The following is a 26,385-nucleotide window of genomic DNA, read 5'->3' as shown; positions in this document are numbered from 1 at the left end:
AAGCAGTATACCCAAATGACGCGATTTGTCATTTAGCTATCATACAATATAGGCAGTTTCATGAACGATTGGCTTCTTCAATGCGGTTAAAATAGCGATTAATCGATGTTTTGATCGCATCTGCCATCTTCGCACGGTGTTTTTTGGAGCGTAAAACACGTTCATCATGCTTGTTAGACAAGAATCCAAGCTCGATCAACACAGCCGGGACGTCCGGTGCTTTCAAAACCGCAAATCCGGCAAAACGGTGTGGGTTACGCAACACCTTGCTGGAGCGTGCAATATCTTTCACCAAAGTTTCAGCAAAACGCGACGATTGATTTTTAGTATCACGCTGGGCCATGTCCAACAGGATAAAACTTAGATCATCCGATGTAGAGGTTAAATCAACGCCCGCAATCAAATCTGCCTTGTTTTCCCGTTCCGCAAGAGCTTGTGCTTCCTTATCCGACGCTTTTTCAGACAGAGTATAAACCGATGCCCCGCGTACACTGCGATTTTTAAAGGTATCGGCATGCAAAGAAATAAACAGATCAGCCCCCGCACGCCGTGCAATGGCTGTACGTTCACGCAACGGGATAAACACATCGCGATCCCGGGTCAGAACGACTTTATAACGCCCGGTTTTTTTCAGTTTGTCACGCAGCTGTCGCGCCACCGCCAGTGTAATATGTTTTTCATAAGATCCACTTACCCCGCTGGCCCCCGGGTCAACACCACCGTGGCCTGCATCGATCACAACCACATGCTTGCTTTTCTTCTGAGGTTTGGTCGGCGGGCGAATGGCAGGGACGCGGGCCTGCTGGATATTTTTCGGCATGACCTGTGGCTTGGATGCCTTGGCAACCTGTTGGTCCGGATAGGTCGCAGGTTTCATCAATGCCAGAAAGCTGGTCCGATCCGTCTTGACCAGATCCATTACAAAACGCCAGTTCTGTACTTTCCCGCGCGGGGACAGCATCATGGTGTTTTTGATTTTTACAGGTGTCTTGGCATCCAGAACGATACGAGAGGTCCCGGATTTAAACAAACCATAGCGAAAACCGCTTAAGTTCCCGTACATGCGTGGATTAAAGCCCTTGGGCAGTTGCCAACCCATTTCGGGAAAATCAACAACCACACGATACGGGTCCGCCAATGTGGAAATTTTAAAGTCAACCTTATCGCTGACTTCCATGACAAAACGGGTATATTGCGGATGTTCACCCACACGCACGCTTTGCACAAGCGGCATCAAACCATCCTGCGCTTTTGCTTCTTTCAAGAATCCAAAAAGACAAACAGCCAACAGTAAGGCGTTGAAAACAGTTGCAATTATCGAATGTCGTTTGACCATCACGGCTTCATTATTGATTTAAGGGTTATCGCACAAATGCCAGCGACTCCTATGATTTACCCCATTTTCACTCCTTTCTGCAAGCCCAGAAGATGTAAAAATGAGGGTCTTTAAAAAATAAAAATCGCGATTGGACCTATAAGAGCATTGTGTATTTAATTTCCTACCGTTATGTTAACGACCGCGTGAAAAAGCGCTCTTACCTGAAAAAATTTCCGATTTGCGGAAAAGCAAATTTGCATTTTCCCCATCATTTAAAACCGGAAAACCTTCATCAGACCTGAGTTCACGCCGATTTGATGCAATTGAGATTGTGCGAAACGTAGCGCTTAAAACGACTATTGATACCATTTTCGAGGTTTTCATGCTGGCAAGAGCAGACCATAACAAGCAAACGATCAACAGGGGTTCCTCTGTTTTGCGTTTGACTATGGGCGCCGCCAGTATTTCGACCACTTATTTCACTACAAAATATCGCAGAGACACACAGTCGGGTTCAGCACGCTTTTTAATGCGCTCCCCTCACAAGGTTGTTTCTGCACACTGGAGTTACGAGCCTAATGGCAACCAAACGCATGTTAATCGATGCGACACATCCGGAAGAGACCCGGGTCGTCGTCGTCGATGGAAATCGTCTAGACGAACTGGAATTTGAATCTGCTGCACGCAGACAGCTCAAAGGAAATATTTATCTCGCAAAAGTCACCCGTGTAGAACCCAGCCTGCAAGCCGCCTTTGTTGAATATGGTGGCAACCGTCACGGCTTTTTGGCGTTCAACGAAATCCACCCGGACTATTATCAAATCCCGGTTTCTGACCGTGAAGAATTTGAAGCCGATGTGGAAGATGATGGCGACGACGCTGAACCTAAAGAAGGTGCAGTTGAAGAAAGCGGATCTGACGACAGCGATCAGGTAGAACATATCCGCCCGCATTACCGCAACCAACGCCGCTACAAAATTCAGGAAGTGATCAAGAAGCGCCAGATCATTCTGGTGCAGGTCGTTAAAGAAGAACGTGGCAACAAGGGTGCGGCGCTGACAACTTACCTGTCCCTGGCCGGTCGTTACTGCGTGCTTATGCCAAACACGGACAAGGGCGGAGGGATTTCTCGTAAAATCGCCAACGTCAAAGACCGTAAACGTCTGAAATCCGTGCTGTCAGAACTGTCCATCCCCAAAGGGACAGCTGTTATCGTGCGCACAGCAGGTGCTGAACGATCCAAGGCAGAGATCAAACGTGATTTTGAATATCTCATGCGGCTGTGGTCCAACATCCGGGATGTGACCCTGCAAAGCCAGGCCCCTGCCCTGATTTATGAAGAAGCCAACCTGATCAAACGATCCATTCGTGACATGTACAGCCGCGATATCGACGAAGTGTTGGTTGAAGGCGAAGAAGGCTACCGCACGGCCAAGGACTTCATGAAAATGTTGATCCCAAGCCATGCAAAGAAAGTTCAGCCGTATCGCGATGAAACGCAAATTCCGCTGTTCCATCGCTATCAGGTCGAAGGCCAACTGGATGCCATGCACAGCGCGATTGTGCAATTGCCATCCGGCGGCTATATCGTCATCAACCCGACCGAAGCACTGGTCGCCATTGATGTGAACTCCGGTCGTTCGACCAAAGAGCGTAATATCGAGGAAACGGCGCTGAAGACCAACCTGGAAGCCGCGGATGAAATCGCGCGCTCTCTGCGTTTGCGTGATCTCGCCGGGCTGGTGGTTGTTGACTTCATTGATATGGAGATTTCGCGCAACCAGTCAGCCGTTGAACGTCGCATGAAAGATGCGATGAAAAACGATCGTGCCCGCATCCAGATCGGCCGTATCAGCCCGTTTGGCCTGCTGGAAATGTCACGTCAACGTCTGCGTCCAAGCTTTACAGAGACAAGCACAGAAACATGTCCGCACTGTCATGGCACGGGCGTGCGTCGCTCACTTGAATCAACCGTTCTGCATGTTCTGCGCGTGATTGAGGAAGAAGGTATCCGCCGTCGTTCTGACGAAATCATCGTCAATGTCCCGACACAGGTTGCACTTTACATCCTGAACCAGAAACGTGAACAGCTGGCATCTATCGAAGAACGTTATCAGATGCAGGTTCAGCTGTCCGGTGATGACAGTCTGGTTTCGCCTGAATATAAGCTGGAACGCCTGAAAGCGAAGAAAGCAGACGACACCAACACGGTTCGTCCTTTGGGTCCGGAAGATTCAACCAAGCTTGAAGACATCAAAGATGAGGTTCTGGATAATTCCGATGGCGACGACGAACAGGAAAATGATGGCCGCAAGCGCCGTCGCCGCCGTCGTGGCCGTCGCAACAAAAAAGATATCCAAACCGATGAGAACGCCGTTGAAGTCGTTGAAAATGAGGATGGAACATCCGATGACGACGATGATGACGACAAACCACGCAAGCGCCGCCGCCGTGGCAAACGTGGTGGACGTCGTCGCACCCGTCGCAATCCAGAGGATGAAGCACAAATCGAAGGCACTGACGAACAGTCTGGTGAAGAAGCAGAAACAGAATCTCCTTCTGAATCTGCGGAAACGACAGAGACTGATGAAGAAGCCAAACCCAAGCGCCGCCCACGTCGTCGTGGCATGCGCCGTCGTCGCCCTGACACGGATGAAGCAGCCGCTGAAGCCACGTCAGAAGCCGAAAGCGTAAGTGAAGAGCCATCGGCAACAGAAGACGCTCCAGTTGCTGAAGAAGCAGAAGAAAAGCCGAAAAAGCCCCGCACCCGTCGCCGCAAGAAAGCGGACGATGAAGCAGATGCTGAAAAGGCAGATACTTCTGAAAAAGCAACTGATGCGGCATCTGGGGAAAAATCTGAAGAAGAAAAACCGAAGAAGCCCCGCACCCGTCGTCGCAAAAAAGCGGATGACGACGAAGCAAAGGCGGAAGAGGTTAAGTCTGAAGATAAACCTACAGAAGAAGAAAAACCTAAGAAACGAGCGCCGCGAAAACTTGCAGCGAAAAAGGAAGAGCCTAAGGTGGAAGAAAAACCTGCAGAGCCAAAAGTTGAAGCAACCGTGATTGCTACAACGGCTGTGACAGTAAAATCCAGCGAAGGTGTCCATGAAGAAGTAACGGAAGACAAGCCAAAACGCAAAGGCTGGTGGAGCCGCTAACTCCTTCAAACAAAACCACAAAGTAGAAAAGGCCGGATAGTTTTCAAGATTATCCGGCCTTTTCTTGATTCAGATCAAGGACACTGGTCTGACCAAAAGCTATAAACAACGCAAAAAATATGTTAAACTCTTGTGGTATATTTAATAAATCGGGTCATTCCAATGTCAGATAAAATCACCTGCGGTGATGGTGCGCACTGCAAAAACTGTAATTTTTACAATCGCCTAAAGAAACTACAAAACCTGCCTTTATTCACACGCAATCAAATGGATCGATGTGACTGGTTCAGCTGTGATGCACAGGCTGCCAAAAAAGACTAAGGCGTTATTTTAGAAACGCCTGTAATCGTTTTGCTGCTTCCAGCATATTTTCGAAACTTCCTGCGTAGGAAAAACGCATGAAGCGGTGTCCGCGTGCGCTGTCAAAGTCCACCCCCGGTGTGGTGGCCACCCCCGTTTCTGCCAGAATTTTCTTGCAGAATTCCTGCGCATCATTGGTTAAATGCGCCACATCCCCATAAATGTAGAAAGCCCCATCACTTGGCGCCAGCTTGTTAAAGCCGGCTTTTGGCAGTTCATTCAACAACATTTCGCGGTTCTTGGCATAAAGGGCGACGTTGGCATCTGCCTCTTCAAGACAATCGAACGCAGCAATCCCGCCAAACTGGGAAAGCGTCGGCGCAGAGATAAACATATTCTGCGCCAGACATTCAATGGGTCGCACCATATCTTCCGGCACAATCATCCAGCCCAGACGCCAACCCGTCATGGAGAAATATTTGGAAAAGCTATTGATCAGGATGACATTGTCACTGAATTCAATGGCCGTGTCCGCGCGCCCTTCATAGGTAATGCCGTGATAAATCTCATCTGAAATAAAGCGAATGCCCTGCCCGTCACAATAAGCACACAGCGTCCGCAAATCTTCACGCGACAGCATGCTGCCCGTCGGGTTGCCCGGACTTGCAACAATCAGCCCGTCCAAGTCAACACCCAGATTATCCAGAATTTCCGGTGTGGGTTGAAAATGCGTTTCTGGACCCACCGGAATTTCAATAGGTTCATAGCCCAGCGCGCGCAGGATGTTGCGATAAGCCGGATAGCCCGGTGCAGTCAGACCAACCTTGTCGCCCGCTTCAAAAGCAGACAAGAAAGACAGCAAAAAACCGCAGGATGACCCCATGGTGACAACAACGCGGCTGGCATCCACATCGACCTGATAATAATCTTTGTAATATTGTGCGATCCGTTCACGCAGTGCAGGGATACCCAAAGCATCCGTATAACCGACCTTGTCGTTTAACAGTGCTTTCTGGGTTGCTTCGATCACGCCTTTGGGCGCCCCTGTGCTGGGTTGACCAACTTCCAGATGGATCACATCACCACCCAGGGCTTCGCGTTCATTGGCGGCGCGCATCACGTCCATCACGATGAAAGGCGCAACAGTGCCGCGCTTGGCAATCTTCAATGTCATCTTATTCAGCCCCTGCGGAAAGACCATAGGCACGCGGATCATTCATCGCGCGACAACTTGCAGGTGCCACTGGAATGCCGAGCGGACACGCAATGGCATTAACAACCCCGAGCCCCTGAACGGACGTGGTCTGATGCCCCATGGATTTGAGTTTTGAAACATCAGAAACAGAAACTGTATTTTCCAAATAAAGCTTATCCGGCGCCCCTCCATGATGCGAACGTGGGTTGCGCATGGCTTCATTCGGATCCTGTTTCCCCATAATGATACGCGCAGCGACATTCACCAGCGATGTTGGCGCCGCTACACCACGTGAGGCAGCCCCCACAAAGTAAATTTCATTTGAATTCGGATTCTTTACAAGCATTGGACCCAACGACATCGGCCCCCGCCCATTCAGCCCCGGCAACGCGGAAAGCAAAACCCCTGTTCCCGGCGCCACGCGGCCAACCCCGAAATTATTGTTCATCGATACGTTACATGCCACACCAGAACCATATCGATCAACGGCTGCCAAACTCAGTGCAGACGGTGTTTCCGGTGTTAACTGTGGCACCGCGCGCAAGGTATCTGCGCGTTGGTGGCGGGTCTCGCTCATACCCTGCATCAACTTAGCGACACGGTCTTTCGTCACTAGCGTTGCTGCCTTGACCTTGGACTGACCCGTGGGCTGCACCCAGGTTGCACGATCACCATAGGCCCGCATGGAGGCTTCTGCCAGCATATGCATCCGGGTGGCTTCATCGGCATCATCAAAGTCGCCATATTCAGCCAATATGGACCACATTTGTGCGCCGACAACACCAGCAGCAGCTGGTGGTGGAGCGAAATGGGCAATTTTATAATCATAGGCCTGGCTTTGAATGGTCTGACGCCAGACAGGCAGGGCTTTGCGTAAATCTTCTTTGGACAAATGCCCGCCTGCGGCTTTCACCGCATCGACAAAACGATTGGCAAATGGCCCTGTATATAAAGCCCCGGGACCTTTGGTACGAATTTCAGTCAGGGTTGCAGCCAGATCCAACTGGCTGATGAAGTCCCCTTCACGAACAGGCTGCCCGTTTTTATTGGCAAAAACGCGTGCTGCTTCCTTATCCTGAATAAGGGCATTTGCCACAGGTTTCAGTTCAGCTGCCAAAGCACGTGAGACCTGAACGCCAAATCTGGCTTTATTTTCTGCCGGCGCAACCAATTGCCCCCAACGCAAATCGCCATATTTGGATTGCAGGATAAAGAACCCGCGAGCATTCATCGGTACCCCCACATGACGTTCCACACCTGCGACATTCTGCAGCGGTGCTTTGGTCAGGAAATCAAGTACTTCTGTTGTTTCAGACTGATGATCATGAACAATACAGACCCCGCCACCGCCAAGGCTGGCGGAAGATGGCATGGTGACAGAGGCCATAAAATACATCGCCGTTACCGCATCCGCAGCCGTTCCACCAGCAGACAGCGCATCGCGCCCGGCACGTGCGGCATGGGGGTCATCAGCAGCAACACCACCCAAGAACCCTTTCACAAAACCGATCTTGCCCCTATCTTCTTCCTGATTGCCTGCAGCACAGGCGGTCAGCGAAACCATAATTGCGCAAGCCGCCAATTGACGCACACGGCGTGGCAGGCTAGCGTATGTGACTGTTGATTTTTGAAAGCGGTGGAACACGGTGCGAAATACCATAAAACTACTTTTCTTTATTGCCTGTTGGACTCTATCTATCCCCATCCCTTCGCCTGCTTACGCAAGTTCTATCTCTTTCATCCGGGATGCGGAAATCGAAAATATCATTGCCTTATATTCAAAGCCAATCTTTGAAGCTGCAAACCTGTCAGCTGACAATGTTGAAATCTATCTGGTTAACGACAGTAGACTCAATGCTTTTGTTGCAGGCGGTCAAAAACTTTTTATCCACACCGGACTTTTGCAGCGTTCACGCACCCCAGAACAGGTTATCGGCGTGATCGCGCATGAAAGCGGTCACATTGCGGGCGGTCATTTATCAAGATTACGACAAAAAATGAAGGGTGTACCCGCCGAATCGGTCATTGGTTTTATCCTTGGCGGTGCAGCAGCCCTGGCGGGCGAAGCAGGCGCTGGGGCTGTGATTGCCCTTGGCGGTCAAGACGCTGCCCAGCGATCATTACTGAGTTATAGCCGCATGGAAGAAGGGTCTGCTGACCAGGCCGCGATCAAATATCTTGATGAAACCCAAATCTCATCCAAAGGGCTGCTGGAATTCTTTCAAATCCTGAAACGTGATGAGACTCGCCGCACTGCTGAACAAAACCCTTATATCCGCTCTCACCCGCTGACCGCCGCACGTATTTCAGCCATGAAAAGCCATGTGGACCAATCCCCATACAGCGACAATAAACTGGGACCTGAATATCGCGAAATGCACGCACGCATGCGGGCGAAACTGGATGCGTTTTTGCTATCGCCAACCCATACAATGCGGCTTTATCCGATGGGGGATACCTCAATTGCTGCACGTTATGCCCGGGCAGCGGCCTATCATAAAAATGACCAGATGGAACAGGCCATTGCAGAAATCGACAGCTTATTGCAAGATCGCCCGAACGACCCATATTTCCACGAACTTAAAGGCCAGATTTTCTTTGAAAACGGTTTGCTGGACCAAGCCGTCGCTTCTTACGAAAAATCTGTAGAATTGTTACCCGGCAATCCTCTGCTTTTGCTCGCGTTGGGACGCAGTTATCTGGAACAGGATGATCCACAAAAACGGGATAAAGCCATCAGCATGCTGGAAGCAACGGTCAATAATGACAAAGACTATGCCTTTGCCTGGCGTCAGCTGGGGATTGCTTACGGTAAAGCCGGACGCATGGCAGAAAGTTCGCTCGCCCTGGCTGAAGAGGCTTTCCTGAGACGGCGTTATAAAGATGCAGCCTTCTTGTCTGCCCGCGCAGAGAAAGGACTAAAAGTCGGGTCACGCCAATGGATCCAGGCACAGGATGTACGCTTAACCTCTGAACGGCTTTTGAAAAAACAAAAAAGATAATCATGCGCTTCTTATTCCTGATGACCATCGCACTTGGGCTATCGGCCTGTGTATCGACCACCCCCAAACCCAAGAAAGCCATGATCGTCGGGACAGGGACCAAAATTGATGTGCTGGGCCCGCGTCATTATTTTTCCAAAGACGGTGTGCCGCGTGGCTGGGTCGTGGAAGGCGCAAACCTTCGTGATGTCTTTGCCCCACGACAGAGCCTGCCGCATATTTACATGACCCAAAAAGACGGACGGCGCGGTGTTCATATCCAAAGCGGTGAAAAAGACTTTATCCTCGCCAGATATCAAAGTGCGGACCTGCTGGTCACACCCTATTTATTCTGGGACTGGCATGTGTCTGAACATAAGACAGACCATCACCCGGTTCGCATGCTGGTCGGTTTTTATGGCGGAAACGCCCAAAGTATCCCTTTGCGACAAAATCAGCTTGTCTGGCGCGGTGCAGGCCTTCCGCCCTACGACCGTATCCTTGCAATCGGATATGACCTGACAGCCCTGAAGCGGGGGAATATCTATAATATGGGCCGGGTGAAATATTATGTGCAACGTGGCGGGTTTGAACAAACCAACCGCTGGCACAGAGAAGGCGTTGATCTCTCCCTTGTTTATCGTCAAGCCTGGCCAAATGACAATATCAACAATGTCAAAATCACCTTTGTGGGTATGAGCGCCACACGTTCCCAAGTCGGGGGCGGGATGACATTCTCGTCAATTCATCTTATGCGATAACATCCCCTTGCCTATTTCAGAATGCTGCCCCATATTGCTTAAACTATATTTTCATCATATGAGACCTCAACCATGCGTTTTCTTATCATTGCCTTCTCACTTTTCCTGTTTTCCCAACCTGTTCTTGCTGACGACAAGTTAAGCGCAGATCAACAGGATGAAGTCCGCAAGCTGGTGCGCGATACGCTGCTTGCCAATCCGGAAATTCTGATGGAGGCCATGGAAGTGCTGCAGGCCCGCCAGGAACAGGCCCGTGCAGACATGCAGAAATCAACAATGGCATCACTTGATCAGACATTGATCACACCAGAAATCACACCCGTTGGCGGAAACCCAAAAGGCGACGTCACCATCGTTGAATTTTTTGATTATCAGTGCGGCTATTGCAAACGCGTCTTCCCGGATGTGATGAAGGTCGTAAACGATGATGCAAATATACGCTACGTCTTTAAGGAACTGGCCGTGCTGGGGGAGACATCTGAATTTGCAGCCCACGTTGCCCTTGCGACCCAATTGCAGGGGAAATATACGGATTTCCACAGTGCCATGATGAAAGTCAAAGGACGCCTGACCAACACCAAAATCCTCAAAACGGCTGAAAGCCTCGGCGTTGATATGGATCAGCTTCAAAAGGATATGGTGAGCGAGCGGGTTCAAAAAGAAATCGCAAGCACCAAACAACTGGCCAGAAACCTGAACATTCAGGGCACGCCCGGCTTTATCATCGGGGACCAGATTTTCCGTGGTGCAATTCCGGCAGATGCGATGGTTGAAGCCGTCAAGCAAGCACGTAAACAAAGCTGATAAAGCATTCGGGGGGATGCACCATGACAACTCAAGTTGAGAAAAAATACGATATCGGGTCAGTGGAAGAACTGCTGGCCCATTCCCTGACGATGGAGACAGAAGCCGCAGATCGATATCGCGAAATCGCCGATTCCATGGAAACGCATAACAATCCGGAAGTCGCAAAGCTCTTTAACCTGCTGGCAGGCTATGCCGATAAACATGCCGCTGAAATGCAGGAACTGGCGCAAGGCCGCGACTTACCACATATCGCACCCTGGGACTTCGTCTGGGAAGATGGCGACAGCCCGGAAGCGGCGGACACCTTCCAGACCCATTATAAGATGACGCCCTATCATGTTCTGCAACTCGCCCTGAAGGTCGAACAAGGCGCGCACGATTTCTACAGCAAAATCTCCAAAGACAGCACCAATGAAGACGTCATCAAAATGGCAGCCGAATTTGCAGATGAAGAACAAGAACATGTGGAGCTGTTAAACGAATGGGTTGGACGTTATCCCGAACCAGACAAAAACTGGGACGAAGACCTCGACCCGCCCATGATGCACGAATGATTTTTCATCAATTCAGATAAAGACAATGCATATCTTTTAAGCGTATAATATGAGACTAAAACATTCTAAAATACGCAAATAAAAGATATTTTCATGAACTTACAAAACGTAGTCAACGATATTTCCGCATCGCTTGTGGGTGGGAACCCTAATTACGCACTGCAACTTTGTAACCAATTACTACACCAGAATATACAGATTCCTGAAATTTACTGGCTCAAAGGCCATGCGTTAACATTAACCGGTGAAGGCCTAAATGGATGCAGCACCTATAAAGAAGCGATGCAACGGGGCCTACAAAACAATTTATATGAATATTTTGATGGTACGCATAGGTTAACACTCAAAGATACGCCAGGCTCCTGCATATTGATTGATATAATGGAAGAAATGTATAGAGATGACTATGGCATCGGTAAATTAGACCTTCCAGAAGGAGCAACCATTCTTGACGTTGGCGCACATGTTGGACTTTTTTCAGCTGTCGCTGCACGGCATTTTCCGACAGCCACAATTCATGCATTCGAACCAGTAGCAGATACTCAAACAAGCCTTTTATCCAACCTGGAGCGAAATAACATACATCAAGTACATCTTCATCCCTATGCTGTTGGTGACCATAATGGTGAAATAGACTTCTATGTCCAGCGACATGACAGTGCAGTCTCGACTGCTTTTGTAAATAGTTCTGATATAAACTACGATAAATTCGGCTTCCAAAAGATATCCGTTCCCATGAGAACTTTAGATAGTATCTTTGATGAACTGGATATCAAAAACTGTGACCTGCTGAAACTTGATTGTGAAGGTGCAGAGTTCGAAATTCTCTCGCAATCAAAATGCCTACAAAACGTTAAACAAATTATCATGGAAGTTCACCTTCCAAGTAGCAGTGATATTAATAGTAAACATGAAGCAGAATATTTACTGCGAGAAAAAATGAAACACTTGGGAGATAGTGTTCCGGGTTTAACCGTTTGCTCTATCGTAAAACGAGCCTTTTAAAACATCATTTCAAACAGAAATACAGAATAGCTGCAGCAAAACGTTATTTAGGCACCGGCAATAAGGCGAAACGAAAGCCGTTGGAGCGTTCCAGCAACAGCAGGACCATTTCCTTGTTCTGCTTTTGTGCCTTTTTCATATATCCGATGATATGGCCTGGTTTCCAAACCGGGGACTGATTAACCTGCACAATGACGTCGCCGATCTTGATATCAAGTCCGGCGGCTTTTTCTTCATCAACCAGACTGACCACAACACCTCGGCTCCGCCAGCCCAAGTCAAACCGTTCCTGCACTTTATCGGTAAGGGAGGCGAAGGTGATACCAAGCGGGGCAATGGTCGCAAATTTATTGCGGGTCACATCCCAGATCGGGGGCTTACCACCAATTTTGATCATCAGGTCAAGGGTCTTGTTGCGACGAATGACCGTTGCCTTTACTTTATCTCCCGGCTTGAATTCACTCATCATCTTGGTCACCACTTCAACGCTTTTAGCGACTTTTCCATTTAACTTGATGATGATATCCCCACGGCGTAAGTCAGACTGACTGGCCGGGCCGGGAAAGGCAATGTCGCGGACCATAACGCCTTCATCACTTTCCAATCCCAAAGACTGGACAATGATAGGAGAAAGCCCCTGAATTTGTAATCCTAAAAACGGCACAGCGGTTTTGGCCGAGAGCGGCCCCGCCCACAGACATATCAGTCCAGCTATCATGAAGCTTTTCAAATTCACGTCACGCCCACAGACTGCATGCAGTCCATCTCCGCTTTGTTACAAAACAAGTCACTAGACCTTATCTTGAAGGATAAGCGTAAATAAACCCTGAATTTTAAAAAGAATGAAAAAAAACAATTATCCGAGTACGGATAAGTTCGGCTCATAAACTTTATAACCGTTTCGCCCTGACGTTTTTACGGCATACATCGCTTCATCTGCACAGCGCAGCAATTCGTCAGTATCCATTGCATCCTCTGGGAAGCGGGCGATTCCGATACTGGCCCCCAAGCTACATTCACGCCCACCGGCCGGAATGGGTTTTTCCAGACATTCCAACAATTTTTCAGCCACCAGGTTTCCGCCTTCCGAACTATCGAGTTCTTCAAGCAAAATAACAAATTCATCCCCACCAATGCGCGCAACCGTATCGGATTCGCGGACGATCTTGCTAAAACGTTTGGCAACAGTCTGCAAAACCACATCGCCTGCTTCATGGCCCAGGGTATCATTGATGGGCTTGAATTTATCCAGATCGACAAACATCAGGACCAGCGCTTTATTGTAACGATTGGCCACTTTAACCGCATGGTTCAAACGATCCGTAAAGAGGTGGCGGTTGGGCAGTCCCGTCAATGTATCATGATGGGCCAGATGGCGGATACGCTCTTCACTTTGCTTTCTTTCGGTGATGTCCCGAAAAACAGCGGTGTAAATTCTCTCATTCGCTACCTGAAGCTTGGTAATCGTCATTTCCAGCGGAAACTTGCCTTTGGCCTCGTTATAGCCAAAAAGCTCCCACGGTTTGCCCATCAGGCGGGAATTGCCCTTAAAGACCTTGCGATCCAAAAACCGCATGTAAGAATCGCGGAATTCATCCGTCATCAAAGTCTCGATGGGCTTGCCAATGATATTTTGCGACGAAATCCCGAAAATCTTTTCTGCCGCCGGGTTAAAGGTCTGAATGATGGCTTCATCATCGAAGGTCATAATGCCTTCGGTAACCGTATTCAGAATACTTTTCAGACGGTGTTCGCGGTCCCGCACAGCTTCGGAGGCGCGTTTATATTCGGTGATGTTCTGCACTTCGACAATGTATGCCGTCTGATTCGCAATCTGAATTTCATTGATCTGCAGCTTCACATCCAGCGATGTTTGATCCTGTTTCAGAAACTTAAGCGGGATAAAGTCATCTTCTTCGGCCAGCACATCCAGACCGAACGCGAAGAATTCTTTATAATCACCATGAATAAAATCAGACAGTTCTTTGCCCAGAATATCATCCTGTTTTTCCACACCCAACAATTCCAGCCCAGCCGGGTTCATATATTGGATGCGGTTATCCAGGCAAATCGTAAACAAGTTTGAAGCGGTTTCGACAAGCTGCATCCCCCAGCCTGCCTGGGCCGGGTCAATGTAGACCATCTTCAATACAGTTTCTTGCGTCGCCATCGTAGCTTCTTTGTTTTCGATCTAAAGTCTATTTTTGTTTAAATCCAGCTTTCGCAAGGGCTGCGGCCATCGCATTATTCCCCTGTGAGTCCTCTTTTGAAGAACGCTGGTATCCCTGTTTAGACTTTGGTTGAGACTGTAACTTATTTTTACCCCGTTGCGAACCGCTATTTTCACCACGCCCCCCAGTCACGCCTTTTGGTTGCCCATCAGACGACTTCATGGAAAGCGAGATACGGTTGCGTTGCAGGTCAACTTCCTGAACGCGCACCATGACCACATCACCGGGTTTGACAATTTCATGGGGGTCTTTGACAAAGCTATCCGCCAGTTGGGAAATATGAACCAGCCCATCCTGATGGACACCGACATCTACAAAAGCCCCAAAATTCGTCACGTTGGTTACAACACCTTCCAAACGCATACCAGGCTTCAAATCAGACGGTTTTTCAACACCTTCCTGGAATGTCGCTGTTTTAAATTCAGGACGCGGATCACGCCCGGGTTTCTCCAGTTCCGACAGGATATCGATCACGGTCGGCAAGCCGAAGGTCTCATCGGTGAAGTTTGAAGGTTCCATGGTGCTGAGAACCTGCTTGTTACCGATGATATCCGTAATATTGATATTGGCCTTGGAAATAATCTTTTCAACCAGCGGGTAAGCTTCGGGGTGAACCGCAGATTGATCCAATGGGTTCTTCCCATCACGTATACGTAAGAATCCTGCCGCCTGTTCAAAGGCCTTGGGGCCAAGGCGTGCAACTTTTTTCAGTTGCTTGCGATCTTCAAAACGCCCCTGCTCTTCACGGAACTGGACGATATTCTGTGCCAGCCCCTCATTCAGCCCGGATACATGGCTAAGCAAAGCAACGGAGGCTGTATTCAAATCAACCCCAACGCCGTTTACGCAATCTTCCACGACACCATCCAGCATGCGTCCCAGCTTCACCTGTGACACATCATGCTGATACTGGCCCACACCGATGGATTTCGGATCAATCTTCACGAGTTCTGCCAAAGGGTCCTGCAAACGACGTCCAATGGAAATGGCGCCGCGAATGGACACATCAATATCGGGGAATTCCTGCGCGCCATATTCAGACGCGGAATAAACAGAGGCACCAGCCTCGCTAACCACAAGCTTGGTCAATTTCAGTTCAGGATAGCGTTTGATCAGTTCTTCGGCCAGCTTGTCGGTTTCTCGCGATGCCGTGCCGTTGCCGATACTGATCAGTTCTGCTTTATGTTTGGCACAAATCGCCGCCAGGGTGGCAATGGATTGATCCCATTGGCGCTGCGGTTCATGGGGATAGATGGTGGCTGTTTCACACAGTTTCCCGGTGTCATCCAGCATGGCGACCTTTACCCCGGTGCGATAGCCCGGATCAAGCGCCAGTGTGGCGCGCGTCCCGGCAGGGGCAGCCAGCAACAAATCACGCAGGTTGCGCGAAAATACCAAAATGGCTTCTTCTTCTGCCGTTTCACGCAAAGTGGTCAGCACATCCATTTCCAGATGGAGGGAGATTTTAACTTTCCAGGCCCAGCGCGCACATTCCTGCAGCCATTTATCTGCTGGACGTCCCATGTCCTGCAGACCAAAATGGCTGGAAATACGACCCACGCAATCCACGCCATCACCTTCGCCTGTTTCCAATGCGATTTTCAACACACCTTCATTGCGCCCTCTAAACAGCGCCAGCGCCCGGTGGGATGGGATTTTGGAAACGGGTTCAGAATAATCAAAATAATCTTTGAATTTCGCCCCTTCATTTTCCTTGCCTGCAACCACTCCAGAAACAGCACGGCCATCAGACCAGATATATTTACGCAGGCCATCCAGCAACTGCGCATCTTCGGCAAATCGTTCCATCATGATCTGGCGTGCACCGTCAAGCGCGGCCTTGATATCTTCGATACCGTGATCTGTGTTCAAGTATTTTTCAGCTTCGACTTGCGGATCTTTTTGCGGGTCTTCGAACAAGCTGTCAGCCAATGGCTCTAACCCTGCCTCGCGTGCGATCTGGGCCTTGGTGCGACGTTTCTTTTTATATGGAAGGTAAAGGTCTTCAAGCTGAGCTTTGGTTGCTGCCTGAAAAATCTGACCGGACAATTGATCTGTCAGTTTGCCCTGTTCATCAATGGATTTGAGAATCGCATCGCGGCGTTCATCCAGTTCACGCATATAGCGCAGGCGCTCTTCCAGGTTCCGCAACTGGGTATCGTCCAGGCCTTGCGTCGCCTCTTTACGGTAACGCGCGATAAAGGGAACCGTTGCGCCCCCGTCCAATAATTCCAGCGCAGCATTAACCTGCGACAGCGAAATACCAAGTTCTGATGCGAGACGATCAACAAGAGGCTGCATTTATTCTTTTCCTTTACTTACAACCAGACGGGCCAAACCCAAGGGGGCGGCCTTTATACCAAAAAGGAAAAGAAAAAGGCCACCTGAAAAGATGGCCTTTTGTCATAAAATTTCAATATTTCGATTTTGCTTCTAGATATAGATGGCTTCAAAGCTGGGCGACTTGTGAATACCACATTCGGTCTTGCCCTGACCAGACCATCGCCCGGCGCGTTGATCTTCGCCATCTTTCACCGCACGGGTACAAGGTGCACAGCCGATAGACGGGTAACCTTTGGCCACAAGCGGGTGTTTCGGCAGGTTCATCGCTTTAAATTCGCTGATCACCTTATCATAATCCCAATTGTAAAGCGGGTTCACCTTAAAGCGACCATCCACATCCAATTCGATAGGCTGAAGCGCAGCACGTTCACTGTTTTGGAAACGTTTACGCCCACTGACCCAGGCCTTGTAAGGGCCAAGCGCCTTTTCAAAAGGCAGAACCTTGCGGATATGACAGCAGTAATCGGTATCACGTTCATAGAGGGTTGCGTCTTTATCCGCATTTTGCAGATGGATTTCTTCAGGTCCGACCGTAAGGATATTGGTCAACCCCAGATGTTCCCCGATGGTTTCTTTATATTGAATGGTTTCTTCAAACAGATGCCCTGTATCAATAAACAGGATCGGGGTTTCTTTATCGACGTCAGAGATCAGCTTTAACAAAACAGCAGCTTCCGCCCCAAAAGAAGAACTAACAGCGATTTCGCCTTTAAATTCTTCCAGCAGGACTTTCTCTAAAAGTTCATGTGCATCAAGGGTGCCATAGCTTTCAAGCAGGTGAGACAGTTTGGCCTGTCCTTCATCCTGTGAAGCAGATGGTTTAGTAAATGAGACAGCGCTTGATGTGGCGGACATGGGACTCTCAATTCATTTATCTGTGGTCAACAGATAGGATTTAGGCCAAAATTTCCTTTTTGTCAATTATTGATGTTAATTATTTAGTATATACATTATTTTTTTGTATTTGAGTTATCCCCCCATTTCCTCTACATCAAACCAAAGATAAACAATCAGGATAACGACCATGCCCGCACTTACAGGCCCCCATCAGCTCCCGTCAAATGGCGAGGTAAACTCCCTTGTTGTCATGCTTCATGGCTATGGCGCGGATGGTCAAGATTTGATCGGGCTGGCCCCTTTCTTCCAGCAGGCACTGCCCAACACAGCCTTTCATTCCCCGGATGGCCCACAAGCTTGTGAACTTTCGCCTCTTGGGCGCCAGTGGTTTAGCCTGGAACGTACAGACCCTGAATTTCTAAGACGCAACAGCGCTACACAAGCTGTTGGGTTTGAAGGGATGCTGGACGGCGCACGCGAAGCAGCCCCCTTGGTTCAGGACTATATTGATGGACTGATGACGCAGTATGACCTGCAACCCCATCAAGTCTTTCTTTTAGGCTTTTCGCAGGGGACCATGATGTCTCTGCATGTGGGCTTGCGTCAAAAGACACCTTTTGCCGGGATCGTTGGATTTTCTGGCGCACTCGTGGGGGCATCCGTCTTGGCAGAAGAGATCACATCGCCCTGCCCCACCCTGCTGGTCCATGGCACGGCTGATGAAATGCTGCCCGTTCATGCGGTTGATCTGGCAAAAAAAGGGTTGATGAAAGCGAACCTGACACCTCATGTGATAAAATGCGAAAACCTGCCCCATTCCATTGATCAGGAAGGTGCCATGGCTGCAGCGCAATTTATGAAAGATCATCTGGGCGCATAAAAAAGGGGCTGCACACAACGCGCAGCCCCTTCTATCGAAATCTCTTTTGACTACTTAGTCTTCAAATGGGATCAAAGCATCAAATTTCGCAATTTCCAACATGCGACGAACCTGACCGTCAGCGTTGCGGATGGCGATGGTGAACGGACGACCAACAGTCGCGTCACGCAACAACATCAACATACCAAGACCAGCGGAGTCGATGAACTCCAGACCGCTTAAGTCAAAGACACATTTTGACCCATTATACTCTTTCAGGTCGTCAACAATCTTGCGAAAGACAACGTTATCAGAAAAAGTCAAACGACCCTGCAGGAACAATTCCTTTGTCGTTTCGTCGCCACGAATGCTGTACTCCATGTCTCTTCCTCGTATTCTAAACAGTGTTGTTTTTGATTAACATAAATGAACCATAACCCGTTTTGTTGTATCTTCCAACATATTAGAAGCAATTTCGCAGGTTTTTTTTATACCTTTACGCAATTTAACATTTGCGTAACAGAACCCAAAATTCAAGTCTCGTACTTTTCCTGAACCGAAGATCGAATTTTTTGCGCCACATTTGACGCCGATGTATCCATATTAAAAGTAGCAGAAAGGGCTGCAGAAAGTTCAGGCAACAGTTCCAGATCTTTATGCTTCGGTTCGGTTCCGCTATCCCACAGGGATTTGGATACGGTTTCCAGTGTGCCAGCCAAATCAGCAATATGGCCAAAATCACTATCTTCCAGCCGTTCAATAATATCACGGCTGACCCGCAACAAGCGTACGACCATACCCATGCTTTCTTTATTGATCTCGTTATTACTGTAGGCCGGGACCAGACGATCAACCAGATAACCCACCTGGAAAATATGACGTTCGATCTTCTGCGCATTGATATCCCACAACGCTTTTTGAATATCGCGTTGGAACTGATTGGCGTTAAATTCCCCTTTAGCCTTTGATGCCAACGTATTTGGAACGTCAACCGATGGAATTTCCATGGTGCCAGGACGGTTCTTTTTACGTCTGTCCGGCCCGACATAATCAGTTGTCACCACAAAAGGTTTGCGCTTTTCAATCAGATATTCAACCCGGTTGATAACATTGGCCGCCACAACAGGTTTGACCTGCAGATCATCCAGTCCGGCTTCGGATGCACGACGCACGATATCTTCGCTGGGTTCTTCAATAAACAGAATGACAGCCACAAACGGGTTGGGCCCCAGATCATTATGACGGATACGATGGATCAGCTTGCAAACATCGCCATCCAGGTCCATATCACACAGAATCAAGTCAGGCGAACCATAGCGGACAATCTCTTCCAGCGTATCAATGTTCGCTGCATCCTGCATGCCACGAAACCCATGCGCCCCCAGCACCCCTTTTAAACTGGAGCGCAGTTGCCGGTTCGGGTCAGCAACAACCAATTTGATGTCATCTATGTTGTATTTCGCCATCTTGGATCAGGAACCTGGTTTCTTATCATTGCCCAGCACAATATATCTTCTGGTTGGGTTGTCAAAACAACTTCATCAAAAAATTAATTACGCGATTTAGGAAATATCTAATTTCAATTTAATAAAATCAGCTTTCGCAACCGGACGGCTGTAATAATACCCCTGAATCAAATCACATTCACGCTCTTTCAGGAATTTAAGATGTGCAGCGGTTTCCACCCCTTCGGCCACCACCTTCAGCCCCAGACTATGGGCCATGGCGATCATCGCATTAACCAACGCCATATCATCGCTGTCTTCGGGGATATCGCGCACAAAGGCACGATCAATCTTTAACGTGTGAAACGGATACCGTTTGAGATAGCTCAGTGACGAATATCCTGTGCCGAAATCATCAACCGCAATACGCACGCCCAGGTCCGCAAGTTCATTCAGGCATGTCAAAGTCTGATCCGTATCATGTAAACATACGCTTTCCGTCATTTCCACAACTAGGGAACTCGGGTCCAAATTATTGGCTTCAAGTGCATCGCGGACTTCACCGACCAGGGTGCCTGACCAGACCTGTTGGGGGGAGACATTGACGGTAACGTAAAAATCTTCGAACCCAAGATTTCGGAAATCCCGGATACATTGGCACGCCTTGTCAATCACCCACTTCCCGATTTTGACGATCAGTCCGGTTTCTTCCGCAAGCGAGATAAACTGATCCGGGAAGATCATACCTTTATTGGGGTGTGCCCAGCGAATAAGCGTTTCGGCCCCAGCAAATTTACCGCTTTTCGCATCCACAATGGGCTGGAAGAACAGGCAAAGCTCATCATTTTCAATGGCACGGCGCAAGCCACTTTCCAGCAACAGACGTTCTTCGGCACGCTCGTTCATGTGGGAGGTAAAGAAGTGAAAGCCGTTGCGTCCCTCTTCCTTCGCCTTGCTCATGGCCGCTTCAGAATTTCTAAACAGGATGGCAGGGTCCGTTCCATCGTCAGGGTAGATTGCAACCCCGGCACTCACCGTCGTAAAGAGTTCGTGGTCTCCAACCGCAAACGGCGCGGAAAAAATATCGAGAATGCGGCTGATCAGCACTTCGGCTTCGTTAACCCCAGCCATTTCCGGCACGACCACGGCAAATTCATCACCACTCACCCGCCCGACAGTCTGGCCCTGACCCAGGCAGTTCATCACCCGATTGGCCGCACGTTTAAGGATTTCATCGCCAACCGCATGACCCAGGCTGTCATTCACCTTTTTAAAGTTATCCAGATCAACAATGATCAAGGCTGCATGGTCCGATCGTTCCAAGGCCTGCCCCAGACGGTCAAGGGTCAGGTCGCGATTGGGCAGTCCCGTCAGATCATCAAAATTGGCCTGACGATAAAGTTTTTCTTCGGTTTCCTTACGATAGGTAATGTCTTCCTTGGAAATCAGAAGGTTGGTCAACTCACCTGCTTCATCCCGGATGGGGGCAACCGTAACATATTCCCAGAAGACTTCACCGTTTTTACGGTTGTTGCAGAATTCACCGCGCCATTCTTTACCGTTTTTAACCGCATCCCAGACTTCTGCATTCTGATCCAAAGAAACAAAATCGCCTGCCATCACATCCGGCAGGTTCCCCAACACTTCGTTGCGGGTATATCCGGTGACCGCTTCATAAGTTGGGTTCACATATTCCACACGGCCTTTGTCATCCGTGATCATCACGCTGACCGGGCTTTGCTGAACAGCGCGGAACAATTTTTTAAGCGTGCTTTCTGCCTGTTTGCTTTCTTTGCGCATTTTAACTTCGCGCAATTCACGTTCAATGGCCGGGACCAGACGGGCGAGATCGTTCTTTTCCAGAAAATCATGGGCACCTGCTTTTAGAAGGGTCACCACATCTTTTGCCGCAACCGCGCCAGACAGAATAATAAAGGGCAGATCACTTTCATAATGATTGACTATTTCAAGGGCGGCAGGGGCGTTAAAGTTCGGCAAATTATAATCGGATAGCACCAGGTCCCAACCACCCGCGTTCAGTTCTGCCGTAAAGTCTTCGGCTGTTTCCACCCGTGTCATATCTGCGCTCAGACCACCACGGCGTAATTCCAGATACAAGAGTTCAGCGTCATCTTCACTATCTTCTACCAACAGAACATTTAACTTTTTCGCCATCTGGATACTCTTGTACTATTCCGAATTCACTTGGTAATGCCTGCCTGACCCTAGGTTGTCAAGGCACGCAGACCAACTATCTTCCAATTTTCATAATTCTTGACAGTGCCGCTTTGACAGGCCATCACCATAGTCTCAGCTGAATCAATGCCGGATATGAAAAATGGCCAGTCCCGAACAGAACAATAATCAATTTTCTGAACACGTTAGAACTTTTTCAGAGAATGTGGAAGTGCTCTCTGCGGAAATCAGCAATTTACCCTTCGGGCCGGAAATTGCCGCCCTTATGGTCTTTCTGTTTTTTTTGATCTTGAGAAGCCTTTTTGCCAATATCGTGATCAGCATTGCACGCAAGCTGGTCAAGCGTACTGAGAATTCAATTGATGACGAACTGGTCGAAGCCTCCGAAGGCCCGGTCAAGTTTCTGATCGTTGTGTTTGGTCTGTCCATTGCGTTCAAGGTATTGGGACTGCCCAATGACTGGCACGAACTGACCCATTCGATCATTGCGTCGCTTTATACCTACTGCCTGTTTTGGCTGATCTTCTGCATGATCACGCCCATTACACTGGCGCTCTTTACCATGGGACATAAGCTGGGGCGCAGGGTCAATGAAGATTTCCAGCATTTCGCCAGACGCACCCTTGAAGTCGTGGTGTTTGTCATCGGTGGCGTTGCAATTCTGGAACAATGGGAGATCAATGTTTCCGCATTCCTGGGCGGCATTGGTCTTGCCGGGATGGCCATTGCCCTGGCTGCCAAGGATACGGTTGCCAATCTGTTTGGTACATTGATGATCTTTACCGACAAGACCTTTCAGAAAGGCGACTGGATCGAAACTCCGGATGTGGAAGGCACTATTGAATTTATCGGCCTGCGCGCAACAAAGGTACGGACCTTTGCCAAAGCACTGGTCAATGTCCCCAATGCCAACCTCGCCAACAGCCCGATCACCAACTGGTCACGCATGACCAATCGGCGCATCAAAATGACCATTGGGGTGGAATATCGCACCACCGCCCAACAGCTTGAAAATATTGTGACGCGCATTCGTAACTTTATTGAAACTAACAAGGATGTGGAACCCAAAGCCAATGTCGCCCAGATGGTGCATCTAACGGAATTTGCGGACAACAGCATTAACATCAATCTTTATTATTTCACCAAGACCACCAACTGGGAAGAATGGCGCCAAATCCGCAGCGACCATATCATCGCCTTTAAAAAGATCGTCGAAGAGGAAGGCAGCGCCTTCGCCTTCCCAAGCCGCAGTCTCTATCTGGAAAAGACAGAGACGCCGTTTAATCCGTAAGCATTTCTAACAGCCTTTGCTGCATCACATCGGGCAGGATTGGCTTGTTTAAAAGCTGCAGACCATAAATCTGCATTTGCTTGATCAGGTCCGGATCTGTATCGCCAGACACCACAATCGCCGGGATTCTCTTTTTGAAATCCTGGCGAATGGCTTTGATGATATCCAGCCCGTTTTCTTCATCGCGCAATCGATAATCCGCCACAATCGCATCCGGGCAGACCATATTCTGGTTCAACAGTTTACGTGCCTCGTCCAGTGAACTTGCGATGATGGGTTCACACCCCCAAGCCTCGATCATATATTGGATGGCTGTCTGCACATCGACTTCATCTTCAATAAACAGGATAGTGCGCCCCTGGATCAGGCTTAAATCCCCACCCCTTGATTTTTCCTTCACCTTTTTGACTGTTTCCATCATGGGCAGGCGGAAACAGAAGGAACTGCCTACACCTTTTTGGGATTTCACTTCAATCTCGGTATTCAGCAGGGTTGCGACACGGTCACAAATTGCAAGCCCAAGACCCAGTCCTTTGCGGCGATCACGTTCCGGATTTTCCACCTGACGGAACTCTTCAAAAATGCGCTTGAGATCTTCTTCAGCAATCCCGACCCCCGTATCGTGCACACAGAATTCAATTTCACTTCCGCGACGACGGCACCCCACCAGCACGCGCCCGCTGGAAGTATAGCGAAGGGCGTTGGACAGGAGATTGCGCAAGATCCTTTCAACCTGTACCGGGTCGCTCTTGACATGACAGGATGATCGTACAAAACGGATGTCCAGCCCGGCATTTTCCGCCATCGGTGTAAAATCTGTCTCCAGTGTCTTGAATATTTCGGGAATACGCACGGTCTGCATCTCCACAGGCACCGCATCAGCATCCAGCTTGGAAATATCCAGAATGCCGGAGAACAGCTCATTCATCGCTTCCAGGGACGTTGTGACATGTTCCAGCACCTTCTTGCCATGCCCATCTTCAATATACTGTTCAAGCACGCTCAGCAGCAATCCCATGGCATGCAGCGGCTGGCGCAGGTCATGACTGGCAGACGCCAGAAACTGGGATTTCGCGATACTTGCCAGTTCAGCCTTTTCCTTGGCTTCCTGCAAATGTTGTTGATAGACCGTTTCACGGGTCAAGTCATGGAAAGTGCAAAGGACAGCGGCATCCGCGTTATAAAAAATATTCGTTGCAGAAATCGTCAGATATAACGGCTTATCCAGCCACTTTTTATATTCAAAACGGTGCGCTTCAACCAACTTGTCTGCGGCCAGCATGGCGTTGACATCATCTTCCTGGCCAATGCTTGCCAGGAAGTTATCAGTCGGGGCTTTTGACAAATTAAATAAATCATCTGCCGCCTTGTTGTAAAAGAGCGGACGACCATCTTCAAAATGGCTGACCACAATCGGCATGGGCGAAGCATTAAAGATGAACTTCAGATTCTCTTCGCTGGCTTTATAGGCTTCGCGACGGCGGCGATCTTCGGTCACATCGATCCCGCTACAGGACAACCCGACAACCGCACCTGTAAAATCATCGCGCAAAGGTTCGACAACCAGATCAAAATATTCTGAATTTTCGTCGCCATCGACCGTTTGCATTTCCACGCGTTCACCAATTCCGGTTTCAAGAACACGGCGTTTGATCACGCCCATACGGTCAGCCAGTTCGTTCCCCAGGATGTCCCAATCGGTCTTGCCGATGACCTCGTCCTGCACAAACCCCATATGGCCGTTATAAAGCCATGTATAGCGCAGGTTCTGATCATGGTGACACAAAGCCATAGGACTGAGCCTTAAAGCGTCCAGAAAGCGTTTTTCAGACAGGCGGGATTTATCCAGCTCTTCCTGAAGCTTTTTCACCTTTTCTTCAAGGACAGTAATTGTGGATGACTGATCTATTGCACTCATGGTGGTGCCCGGCCCTATTCTAACGACGATTAAGTGTTAGTGACATATTTAGCCGGATGTGACCAGTAAAAACGCCCTTTCAAACCGGGCGGGATAACCACGCCGTTAGCAACGCACCAACGGGTACAATCGCTATGGCTAAAATCAAATCAAACATGGCAACGACTCCTGTTTCTCAATAAATCTGTTATACAGATTCGTCTACATACACGCTGTGCCGAACGTCACACCTAGGAAGTCATTGAAATTTATGAACATTGTTCTGAGAATCAAAAAACCCTGCAACCAAGTTACAGGGTTTTTCATAATGGTAGGCACTAGAGGATTCGAACCTCTGACCGTTCGATTAAAAGTCGAATGCTCTACCAACTGAGCTAAGTGCCCTCATCTGAGGTGGTCCGAACTGCCGTTTGGCGTGTTGTCCGTCCCGTTTGGTGAGGCGGAACATAGTGGGGTCGGACCAATAGGTCAACAAAGAATTTCAAATAAATTGCATTTTTTTGAAAATTGTTTAAAAACAAAGCCTTACAACCCCATTCCTTCCCCTTAAAACTGCATAGGGCGAACAATCGCACCCGATTATTCGCCCTGAAAGATTCCTGTTTTCACAGGTTTAACAGCATTTTTTTGAATCACTTCTCGCTAGCAAAGCGTTCCTTCAGTTTTTCGCGCACATTCGGTGTGACAAAATCATTAATGTCACCACCCAGCTTGCCGATCTCTTTCACAAAGCGCGAAGAAATGAACTGACATTTATCCGATGCCATCAAGAACACGGTCTCAATATCCGGTGCGAGATGCGAGTTCATACCCGCCATCTGAAATTCATATTCAAAGTCAGAAACAGCGCGCAATCCCCGAATAATGGTCTTTGCCCCTTGTTCAGCTGCAAAGTTCATCAAAAGATTCTGAAACGGTTTGACTTCAATGGTTGCCCCCGTGCGTTCCATAATCGCAGGCAGTTCATGTTCCACCATGGCGACTCTTTCTTCCAGAGAGAAAAGAGGCCCCTTCCCTTCATTAATGGCAACGGCCAGAATCAGATGATCGACCAGATGTGCACCACGTTCGATAATATCAAGGTGACCGTTTGTTACAGGGTCAAATGTCCCCGGATAGACACCGATACGGTTCTTAGGCATGAGCTTGGACTCCTCACTCCTCAAAAGCTTAAAATTTGCAGCAA

The 26,385-nt window shown here is 48.9% G+C and carries 22 protein-coding genes and 1 tRNA gene; 9 read left to right on the top strand and 14 right to left on the bottom strand.

Annotation, left to right across the window (positions count from 1 at the left end; all coding sequences use genetic code 11):
• Nucleotides 1-58: 58 nt before the first annotated feature.
• Nucleotides 59-1,336 (bottom strand): N-acetylmuramoyl-L-alanine amidase, encoded by a 1,278-nt coding sequence (locus tag RYZ26_RS07405; RefSeq protein WP_317682544.1) that lies wholly within the window; start codon nt 1,334-1,336, stop codon nt 59-61.
• Nucleotides 1,337-1,510: 174 nt separating this feature from the next.
• Nucleotides 1,511-1,792: a hypothetical protein gene (locus tag RYZ26_RS07400; RefSeq protein ID WP_317682543.1), complete on the bottom strand. Its 282-nt coding sequence runs from the start codon at nt 1,790-1,792 to the stop codon at nt 1,511-1,513.
• Nucleotides 1,793-1,896: 104 nt separating this feature from the next.
• Here RYZ26_RS07400 and RYZ26_RS07395 point away from each other — a divergent pair, with 104 nt between their 5' ends.
• Complete coding sequence (locus tag RYZ26_RS07395; RefSeq protein WP_317682542.1) at nt 1,897-4,476, top strand: Rne/Rng family ribonuclease; 2,580 nt, start codon at nt 1,897-1,899, stop codon at nt 4,474-4,476.
• 162 nt (nt 4,477-4,638) lie between these two features.
• Nucleotides 4,639-4,797 (top strand): hypothetical protein, encoded by a 159-nt coding sequence (locus RYZ26_RS07390; protein ID WP_317682541.1) that lies wholly within the window; start codon nt 4,639-4,641, stop codon nt 4,795-4,797.
• A gap of 4 nt (nt 4,798-4,801) precedes the next feature.
• On the opposite strand, the gene RYZ26_RS07385 is transcribed toward RYZ26_RS07390, so the two are convergent.
• Both RYZ26_RS07385 and RYZ26_RS07380 read right to left on the bottom strand, forming a co-directional pair.
• Nucleotides 4,802-5,950, bottom strand: a complete 1,149-nt coding sequence (locus RYZ26_RS07385; protein ID WP_317682540.1) for a pyridoxal phosphate-dependent aminotransferase — start codon at nt 5,948-5,950, stop codon at nt 4,802-4,804.
• Between the two features lies 1 nt (nt 5,951).
• A complete protein-coding gene (locus tag RYZ26_RS07380; protein WP_317682539.1) occupies nt 5,952-7,631 on the bottom strand; it encodes a gamma-glutamyltransferase in 1,680 nt (559 codons plus the stop codon).
• On the opposite strand from RYZ26_RS07380, the gene RYZ26_RS07375 reads away from it, so the two are divergent.
• The 5 genes from RYZ26_RS07375 (at nt 7,618) to RYZ26_RS07355 (ending at nt 12,079) form a co-directional block, all read left to right on the top strand.
• On the top strand, nt 7,618-8,973 hold the full coding sequence (locus RYZ26_RS07375) for a M48 family metalloprotease (protein WP_317682538.1): 1,356 nt from the start codon (nt 7,618-7,620) through the stop codon (nt 8,971-8,973). The two genes, RYZ26_RS07380 and RYZ26_RS07375, sit on opposite strands and share 14 nt — an antisense overlap.
• Nucleotides 8,974-8,975: 2 nt before the next feature.
• On the top strand, nt 8,976-9,713 hold the full coding sequence (locus RYZ26_RS07370) for a hypothetical protein (protein WP_317682537.1): 738 nt from the start codon (nt 8,976-8,978) through the stop codon (nt 9,711-9,713).
• A 72-nt stretch (nt 9,714-9,785) separates the two neighbouring features.
• On the top strand, nt 9,786-10,517 hold the full coding sequence (locus RYZ26_RS07365) for a DsbA family protein (RefSeq protein ID WP_317682536.1): 732 nt from the start codon (nt 9,786-9,788) through the stop codon (nt 10,515-10,517).
• Nucleotides 10,514-11,074 carry a ferritin-like domain-containing protein gene (locus tag RYZ26_RS07360; protein ID WP_465245934.1) on the top strand — a complete coding sequence of 187 codons (561 nt, stop codon included), beginning with the start codon at nt 10,514-10,516 and terminating at the stop codon, nt 11,072-11,074. Before RYZ26_RS07365 ends, RYZ26_RS07360 begins: the two co-directional genes overlap by 4 nt.
• A gap of 93 nt (nt 11,075-11,167) precedes the next feature.
• The gene (locus tag RYZ26_RS07355; RefSeq protein ID WP_317682534.1) at nt 11,168-12,079 is read left to right on the top strand and encodes an FkbM family methyltransferase; all 912 of its coding nucleotides are present in this window, start codon (nt 11,168-11,170) and stop codon (nt 12,077-12,079) included.
• 43 nt (nt 12,080-12,122) lie between these two features.
• On the opposite strand, the gene RYZ26_RS07350 is transcribed toward RYZ26_RS07355, so the two are convergent.
• From RYZ26_RS07350 to RYZ26_RS07335, 4 genes are all read right to left on the bottom strand, one after another.
• Complete coding sequence (locus tag RYZ26_RS07350) at nt 12,123-12,797, bottom strand: PDZ domain-containing protein (protein WP_317682533.1); 675 nt, start codon at nt 12,795-12,797, stop codon at nt 12,123-12,125.
• A 138-nt stretch (nt 12,798-12,935) separates the two neighbouring features.
• The gene (locus RYZ26_RS07345; protein WP_317682532.1) at nt 12,936-14,249 is read right to left on the bottom strand and encodes a diguanylate cyclase domain-containing protein; all 1,314 of its coding nucleotides are present in this window, start codon (nt 14,247-14,249) and stop codon (nt 12,936-12,938) included.
• A 28-nt stretch (nt 14,250-14,277) separates the two neighbouring features.
• Nucleotides 14,278-16,611 (bottom strand): Tex family protein, encoded by a 2,334-nt coding sequence (locus tag RYZ26_RS07340; protein WP_317682531.1) that lies wholly within the window; start codon nt 16,609-16,611, stop codon nt 14,278-14,280.
• A 132-nt stretch (nt 16,612-16,743) separates the two neighbouring features.
• Nucleotides 16,744-17,508, bottom strand: a complete 765-nt coding sequence (locus tag RYZ26_RS07335) for a phosphoadenylyl-sulfate reductase (protein WP_317682530.1) — start codon at nt 17,506-17,508, stop codon at nt 16,744-16,746.
• Nucleotides 17,509-17,677: 169 nt separating this feature from the next.
• Between RYZ26_RS07335 and RYZ26_RS07330 the strand changes: the two genes are divergently transcribed.
• Nucleotides 17,678-18,370, top strand: a complete 693-nt coding sequence (locus RYZ26_RS07330) for an alpha/beta hydrolase (protein ID WP_317682529.1) — start codon at nt 17,678-17,680, stop codon at nt 18,368-18,370.
• Between the two features lie 54 nt (nt 18,371-18,424).
• On the opposite strand, the gene RYZ26_RS07325 is transcribed toward RYZ26_RS07330, so the two are convergent.
• The 3 genes from RYZ26_RS07325 to RYZ26_RS07315 form a co-directional block, all read right to left on the bottom strand.
• Nucleotides 18,425-18,730 carry an STAS domain-containing protein gene (locus RYZ26_RS07325; protein ID WP_317682528.1) on the bottom strand — a complete coding sequence of 102 codons (306 nt, stop codon included), beginning with the start codon at nt 18,728-18,730 and terminating at the stop codon, nt 18,425-18,427.
• A 152-nt stretch (nt 18,731-18,882) separates the two neighbouring features.
• Nucleotides 18,883-19,815 (bottom strand): response regulator, encoded by a 933-nt coding sequence (locus RYZ26_RS07320; protein ID WP_317682527.1) that lies wholly within the window; start codon nt 19,813-19,815, stop codon nt 18,883-18,885.
• 96 nt (nt 19,816-19,911) lie between these two features.
• Complete coding sequence (locus RYZ26_RS07315; protein WP_317682526.1) at nt 19,912-21,969, bottom strand: putative bifunctional diguanylate cyclase/phosphodiesterase; 2,058 nt, start codon at nt 21,967-21,969, stop codon at nt 19,912-19,914.
• A gap of 163 nt (nt 21,970-22,132) precedes the next feature.
• Between RYZ26_RS07315 and RYZ26_RS07310 the strand changes: the two genes are divergently transcribed.
• Nucleotides 22,133-23,281: a mechanosensitive ion channel family protein gene (locus tag RYZ26_RS07310; RefSeq protein ID WP_317682525.1), complete on the top strand. Its 1,149-nt coding sequence runs from the start codon at nt 22,133-22,135 to the stop codon at nt 23,279-23,281.
• Here the strand turns inward: RYZ26_RS07310 and RYZ26_RS07305 are convergent.
• The 3 genes from RYZ26_RS07305 to coaD form a co-directional block, all read right to left on the bottom strand.
• Nucleotides 23,271-25,199: a PAS domain-containing hybrid sensor histidine kinase/response regulator gene (locus RYZ26_RS07305; RefSeq protein ID WP_317682524.1), complete on the bottom strand. Its 1,929-nt coding sequence runs from the start codon at nt 25,197-25,199 to the stop codon at nt 23,271-23,273. The genes RYZ26_RS07310 and RYZ26_RS07305 overlap by 11 nt on opposite strands.
• A gap of 308 nt (nt 25,200-25,507) precedes the next feature.
• Nucleotides 25,508-25,583: transfer RNA gene (locus RYZ26_RS07300), tRNA-Lys, on the bottom strand.
• A gap of 248 nt (nt 25,584-25,831) precedes the next feature.
• The gene (coaD, locus tag RYZ26_RS07295; protein ID WP_317682523.1) at nt 25,832-26,341 is read right to left on the bottom strand and encodes a pantetheine-phosphate adenylyltransferase; all 510 of its coding nucleotides are present in this window, start codon (nt 26,339-26,341) and stop codon (nt 25,832-25,834) included.
• Between the last annotated feature and the right edge of the window lie 44 nt (nt 26,342-26,385).

The organism is Terasakiella sediminum (assembly GCF_033100395.1).
GTDB lineage: Bacteria > Pseudomonadota > Alphaproteobacteria > Rhodospirillales > Terasakiellaceae > Terasakiella.
Note: the sequence above shows the minus strand (reverse complement) of the source record. Positions and strands in the feature narration are given on the sequence as shown.

Excerpts from the sequence above, each read along its gene's own strand:
- RYZ26_RS07405 (WP_317682544.1), bottom strand. The coding sequence starts at position 1,336 with ATGGTCAAACGACATTCGATAATTGCAACTGTTTTCAACGCCTTACTG.
- RYZ26_RS07395 (WP_317682542.1), top strand. The coding sequence starts at position 1,897 with ATGGCAACCAAACGCATGTTAATCGATGCGACACATCCGGAAGAGACC.
- RYZ26_RS07390 (WP_317682541.1), top strand. The coding sequence starts at position 4,639 with ATGTCAGATAAAATCACCTGCGGTGATGGTGCGCACTGCAAAAACTGT.
- RYZ26_RS07385 (WP_317682540.1), bottom strand. The coding sequence starts at position 5,950 with ATGACATTGAAGATTGCCAAGCGCGGCACTGTTGCGCCTTTCATCGTG.
- RYZ26_RS07380 (WP_317682539.1), bottom strand. The coding sequence starts at position 7,631 with ATGGTATTTCGCACCGTGTTCCACCGCTTTCAAAAATCAACAGTCACA.
- RYZ26_RS07370 (WP_317682537.1), top strand. The coding sequence starts at position 8,976 with ATGCGCTTCTTATTCCTGATGACCATCGCACTTGGGCTATCGGCCTGT.
- RYZ26_RS07365 (WP_317682536.1), top strand. The coding sequence starts at position 9,786 with ATGCGTTTTCTTATCATTGCCTTCTCACTTTTCCTGTTTTCCCAACCT.
- RYZ26_RS07355 (WP_317682534.1), top strand. The coding sequence starts at position 11,168 with ATGAACTTACAAAACGTAGTCAACGATATTTCCGCATCGCTTGTGGGT.
- RYZ26_RS07350 (WP_317682533.1), bottom strand. The coding sequence starts at position 12,797 with ATGATAGCTGGACTGATATGTCTGTGGGCGGGGCCGCTCTCGGCCAAA.
- RYZ26_RS07345 (WP_317682532.1), bottom strand. The coding sequence starts at position 14,249 with ATGGCGACGCAAGAAACTGTATTGAAGATGGTCTACATTGACCCGGCC.
- RYZ26_RS07340 (WP_317682531.1), bottom strand. The coding sequence starts at position 16,611 with ATGCAGCCTCTTGTTGATCGTCTCGCATCAGAACTTGGTATTTCGCTG.
- RYZ26_RS07335 (WP_317682530.1), bottom strand. The coding sequence starts at position 17,508 with ATGTCCGCCACATCAAGCGCTGTCTCATTTACTAAACCATCTGCTTCA.
- RYZ26_RS07330 (WP_317682529.1), top strand. The coding sequence starts at position 17,678 with ATGCCCGCACTTACAGGCCCCCATCAGCTCCCGTCAAATGGCGAGGTA.
- RYZ26_RS07325 (WP_317682528.1), bottom strand. The coding sequence starts at position 18,730 with ATGGAGTACAGCATTCGTGGCGACGAAACGACAAAGGAATTGTTCCTG.
- RYZ26_RS07320 (WP_317682527.1), bottom strand. The coding sequence starts at position 19,815 with ATGGCGAAATACAACATAGATGACATCAAATTGGTTGTTGCTGACCCG.
- RYZ26_RS07315 (WP_317682526.1), bottom strand. The coding sequence starts at position 21,969 with ATGGCGAAAAAGTTAAATGTTCTGTTGGTAGAAGATAGTGAAGATGAC.
- RYZ26_RS07310 (WP_317682525.1), top strand. The coding sequence starts at position 22,133 with ATGGCCAGTCCCGAACAGAACAATAATCAATTTTCTGAACACGTTAGA.
- RYZ26_RS07305 (WP_317682524.1), bottom strand. The coding sequence starts at position 25,199 with ATGAGTGCAATAGATCAGTCATCCACAATTACTGTCCTTGAAGAAAAG.
- coaD (WP_317682523.1), bottom strand. The coding sequence starts at position 26,341 with ATGCCTAAGAACCGTATCGGTGTCTATCCGGGGACATTTGACCCTGTA.